Source organism: Cognatiluteimonas telluris, assembly GCF_011320095.1.
GTDB classification, from domain to species: Bacteria; Pseudomonadota; Gammaproteobacteria; order Xanthomonadales; family Xanthomonadaceae; genus Cognatiluteimonas; species Cognatiluteimonas telluris.
Genome location: NZ_JAANOY010000054.1, coordinates 1 through 5139 on the forward strand (window position 1 = coordinate 1; position 5139 = coordinate 5139).

The 5139-nt window shown below is 69.0% G+C and carries 3 protein-coding genes; all 3 read right to left on the bottom strand.

Annotated features, from left to right (window positions below; translation table 11 throughout):
• On the bottom strand, positions 1-224 hold a 224-nt coding region (gene lptM / locus G7B67_RS12660; protein ID WP_207780934.1), incomplete at its 3' end, for an LPS translocon maturation chaperone LptM.
• Between the two features lie 140 nt (positions 225-364).
• Entirely contained in the window at positions 365-2533 is a 2169-nt protein-coding gene (locus G7B67_RS12665) for a S9 family peptidase (RefSeq protein ID WP_166212981.1), read from the bottom strand.
• Between the two features lie 258 nt (positions 2534-2791).
• Positions 2792-4852: a prolyl oligopeptidase family serine peptidase gene (locus tag G7B67_RS12670; protein ID WP_166212983.1), complete on the bottom strand. Its 2061-nt coding sequence runs from the start codon at positions 4850-4852 to the stop codon at positions 2792-2794.
• Between the last annotated feature and the right edge of the window lie 287 nt (positions 4853-5139).

The window sequence follows — 5139 nt, forward strand, 5'->3', positions numbered from 1 at the left end:
GGCGCTGGCGTTGGCGCAGGCACGGTGTCGGTCGGCGCGGCGTCGGGCGGCACGCCGTTGTCCTGGCTCGGCGGCGTCGCGGTCGGATCGCTGGAGGCCGGCTGGGCGGGCACCGCGCTGGCGTCGGGCGCCCGCGACGGATGCACCAGCGGGCCCTTGTTGCCGCAGGCGGAGAGGGCCAGCAGCACGCTGGCGGCGGTGAGCAGGCGCAGGGAAGGATTCATCGCCGCAGTATATCCGCGCGCCGCGCACGGTCGCCTTGCCCGCGCGTCCGCGGCATCCGGGGTGCGCGGCTGGCAGCAGCAGGCCGGCGCGCCGGGGTCAGCGCGCCAGGAAGCCGTGCCGCCTGGATCCCTGCGCGTGGTCAGTGCGCAGCGGGCGGCGGTGCCGCATCCGGGCCGTCGACGCCGAGCTGGTCGAGCATGAAGGCGTACATTTCCGACAGCTCGCGATAGCGGCGGAAACGCCCGGACTTGCCGCCGTGGCCGGCATCCATGTTGGTGCGCAGCAGCACCGGCTGCGTGCCGGTGTCCAGGTCGCGCAGCCGCGCCACGTACTTCGCCGGCTCCCAGTACTGCACCTGCGAATCCCATAGCCCGGTGCCGACGAACATTGCCGGATAGGCCTGCGCCTTGAGGTTGTCGTACGGCGAGTAGCCGAGCATGTAGTCGTAGTACTCGCGCTGCTCGGGATTACCCCACTCATCGTATTCGTTGGTGGTCAGCGGGATGCTCGGGTCGAGCATCGTGGTCACCACGTCCACGAACGGCACCTGCGCCAGGATCACCCGATAACGGTCCGGCGCCATGTTCGCGACCGCGCCCATCAGCAGGCCGCCGGCGCTGCCGCCGTAAGCCGCGACGCGATCCTTCGCCGCATAGCCCTGCGCGACCAGGAAGTCGGTGACGTCGATGAAGTCGGTGAAGGTGTTCTTCTTCTTCAGCAGCTTGCCGTCGTCGTACCACTGGCGGCCCATCTCCTGGCCGCCGCGGATGTGCGCCAGCGCGTAGACCATGCCGCGGTCGAGCAGGCTCACCGCCGGCAGGTTGAAGTTGGGATCGGTCGATGAGCCATAACTGCCGTAGGCGTACTGCAGCAGCGCGGCCTTGCCGTTCTTCTCGAAGCCGTTGCGGTAGACCAGCGACACCGGGATTTTGGTGCCGTCGCGCGCGGTCGCCCACAAACGCTCGGTGGTGTACTTCGCCGGATCGTAGTTGAGCACCGGATCGCGCTTGAGCAGGCGGCGCTCGCCGCTGCGGATGTTGAGCTCGTAGGTGCTGTTGGGCGTGGTCAGCGAGGCGTAGCTGTAGCGCAGCCAGTCGCTGTCGGGTTCGGAATTGGTCGCCAGCCCCATCGAGTACGCCGGCTCGTCCGCCTTGACGTACTCGTCGTTGCCGCCCGCCGTGCCCGGCGCGCCGCGCAGCAACCGCAGCCGCTCCAGGCCCTGCGAGCGCTCGGAAATCGCGGTGAACCCGTCGAACAGCTCGAACTCCTCAATGAAGACGTCGTCGCGCGTCGGCACCCATTCCTTCCAGTCGGCGCGGCTGCGTGCATCGTCGCCGGCCGTCATCAGCTTGAAGTTGCTTGCCGGCTTGCCATCCGCGCCGGGCGCGTTGGTGCGGATGATCCAGCGGCCGTCGAGATGGTCGGCCTGGTATTCGACATCGCGCTCGCGCGGTGCGAACACGGTGAACTCGCGCGGATCGGCGGCCGGTGCGCAACGCATCTCGCTGGCGACCGTGCTTTCGACGCTGATGCACAGGTACTTGTCGTCGCGGCTGCGGTCGATGCCCATGTAGAAGCTGTCGTCGTGCTCCTCGTAGACGAGTACGTCGCTGGATGCCGGCGTGCCGAGCACGTGCTTCTTCACCCGCACCGTGAGCAGCGTTTCGGGGTCGTTCTCGACATAGAACAGGGTGCGGTTGTCGTCCGCCCAGACCAGGTTGGGCGAGACGCCGGTGATCGTGTCCGGCAGCGTCTGCCCGCTGTCGAGGTCGCGGAAGCGCACCGTGTACTGGCGGCGCCCGACCGCATCCTCGGCCCAGGCGAGCAGGCGGTTGTCCTGGCTGATCGCGTAGTCGCCGATGCTGAAGTAATCCTTGCCGGCGGCCATCGCATTGACGTCGAGCAGCACCTGCTCCGGTGCGTCCATGCTGCCCTGGCGACGGGCATGGATCGGGTAGTCCAGGCCGGTGGCGTAGCGCGCGTAGTACCACCAGCCGCGCTCGCGATAAGGCACCGAACTGTCGTCCTGCTGGATGCGACCGACGATCTCGTCGTAGAGGGCGTCCTGCAGCGGCTTGAGCGGCGCCAGCAGGGTATCGGCGTAGGCGTTCTCCGCATTGAGGTAGGCCAGCATCGCCGGGTTCTCGCGGCTGTCGTCGCGCAGCCAGTAGTACTCGTCGTTGCGCGTCGCCCCGAACGGCGCGCGCACCTCGTGCGCGTGCTTGGCCACGTCGGGCGGAGTGGGCGGCGCGGCGTGGGCGGTGAAGGTCGTCATGAGCAGGAAGGCGGCCAGCAGGGGGAACTTCATGGATGGGGTCCGGGGCACGGGAAGGCAACCGGCGGCAGCTTAGTGAGTCGGCACGCATCGGGGCCAGCGATGGGCGGATGGGCCGATGAACGGCGACGCCCGGGTGCCTGCCTGCGCGCCCAGCGGCGCGGGCTTGTCGGCGGACGTCGCCCTGGTCGTCGTCCTCGGCGGGAGGACGGCCAGGGCGCATGGCGAAAATGCAGACACCACACCGCGCCTGAGAAGACGATCACTCGCGCCCGTCGAAACCCACGCGCGCTACTCCAGCTCCTTCCACAGGAACGCATACGTCAGCGCCCACAGGTGCGCGGCCTGCTGGTTGGTGGCGCCGGCGCCGTGGCCGCCCTCGGTGTTCTCGTAGTAGCGCACGTCCTTGTCGGCGGCGAGCATCTCGGCGGCCATCTTGCGCGCGTGCGCCGGATGCACGCGGTCGTCGCGGGTGGTGGTCCAGAAGAACACCGGCGGATAGTCGCGTTTGGGGTCGAACAGCTGGTAGGGCGAGAAGGTCCTGATGTAGTTCCAGTCGGCGGTATCCGGATCGCCGTACTCGGCCATCCACGACGCGCCCGCCAGCAGGTGGCTGTAGCGCTTCATGTCCAGCAGCGGCACCTGCACCACGACCGCGCCGAACAGCTCCGGATACTGGGTGAGCATGTTGCCCACCAGCAGGCCGCCGTTGCTGCCGCCCATCGTGCCCAGGTGCGCGGGCGTCGTGATCCGGCGCGCGACCAGGTCCTGCGCGACCGCGGCGAAGTCCTCGTAGGCCTTGTGCCGGTTCTGCTTCAGCGCCGCCTGGTGCCAGCGCGGGCCGTATTCGCCGCCGCCGCGGATGTTGGCCACCGCGTAGACGCCGCCGGCCTCGAGCCAGCCCTTGCCGACGATGCCCGAGTACGCCGGCGTCAGCGACACCTCGAAACCGCCGTAGCCGTAAAGCAGCGTCGGCGCCGTGCCGTCGAACGCGAGATCCTTCGGCCGCACCAGGAAGTACGGCACCCGGGTGCCGTCCTTCGACACCGCGAAATGCTGCTCGATGACATCCTTCGATGCGTCGAAGAACGCCGGCATCGTCTTCAGCACCTCGGGCTGCCTGCCCACCTCGGCCAGCGCCAGCGTGCTCGGGGTCAGGTAATCGGTCGCGGTCAGCCACACCGCGTCGCTGGCGTCCTCGTCGACCGCACGCACGCCCAGGGTGCCGAAGCCCGGCGCACCGACGAACGTGCTGGTGGTCCAGCCATCGGCGCCGGGCGTGAGCACCGACAACCGGTTCTTGACGTCGTCGAGCGCGTTCAGCACCAGGTGGTGCCGGGTCCACGCGAAGTTTTCCAGCGAGGTCGACGCACTCGGCGCGAACAGCACGTCGAACGCGCGCTTGCCGGCCATGAAGTCGTCCAAGTGCGTCGCCAGCAGCGCGCCGGCCGCATACGTCTTGCCTTCGACCGTCCACGGATCGCGCAGCTGCAACAGCAGCCATTCGCGGTGCACCGACTTGATCACCGAATCGGGCACGTCGATCTTCTGCAGCGCGCCGTCGTCGCCGCGCAGGTAGAGCTCGTCGCTGTAGAAATCCAGCGCGCGGCTGACGAAATCGCGCGCGAAGCCCGGGGTGGTGTCGTGGAACGCGGTGACCGCCAGGTCCGCCGGCTTGCCTTCGTAGACCAGCGCCGCCGACGCCAGCGGAGTGCCGCGCTGCCAGCGCTTGGCGATGCGCGGATAGCCGGACGTGGTCATGCTGGCGTCGCCAAAGTCGGTCTGCACGAACACCGTGTCGCGGTCGATCCAGCCCAGCGACCCTTTGGACTCGGGGCGGAAGAAACCGTCCTTCACCCATTGCCTGTTCGTCAGGTCGAACTCGCGGGTGACGTCGGCATCGCTGCCCCCGCGCGACAGCGCGACCAGGCAGCGCTCGTACGCGGGCTTGAGGCAGTCCGCACCGTGCCAGACCCATTTCTCGCCCTCGGCGGCGCCGAGCGCGTCGAGGTCGATGACCGTTTCCCACTTTGGATCGGGCTTGCGGTATTCGTCCAGCGTCGTGCGCCGCCACAGGCCGCGCTCATGCTGGGCGTCCTTCCAGAAGTTGTAATAGAAGTCGCCGATCTTTTCGACCTCGGGGATCTTGGCTTCCGAGTCCAGGATCGCGCGGATGTCGGCTTCGCGCCGTGCGAAGGCGGGCGTGTCCGCGAGCTCGGCATCGGCGCGCGCGTTCTGCGTGTGCACCCACGCCAGTGGCTTGGCGCCGGTGACGTCCTCCAGCCAGGCGTAGGGATCGGTGGTGGGGGTGGCCGGGCTGGCCGCGGGTGCGTCGGGGGAAGGCGGGGCCATGGTGTCCTGGGCGTCGGCCGCGAGCGCCGCAGGACCGCTTCCGAGCACCAGGCCCAGGATGAAACCGCATCGGGTCAGCGAAGAAATCGGCATGCGTGCGTCGCGTGTGGGAAACAGCCGCAAACGCTAGCACAGCAGCGCGAATCGCCACGCTTCAGCCCACGCTTCAGCCCACGCCTCAGGCCGCGCGCATCCGTCGCGTGGCGGGCGTGGGCAGGCGCCGGCGTGCCTGGGTGGTCGGGTGCCGGCGCCGGCGCGGGTTGCCGGCCGCCGCGCGCGACAGCCGT

Coding starts and splice junctions, on each gene's coding strand:
- G7B67_RS12665 (WP_166212981.1), bottom strand. CDS start 2,533: ATGAAGTTCCCCCTGCTGGCCGCCTTCCTGCTCATGACGACCTTCACC.
- G7B67_RS12670 (WP_166212983.1), bottom strand. CDS start 4,852: ATGGCCCCGCCTTCCCCCGACGCACCCGCGGCCAGCCCGGCCACCCCC.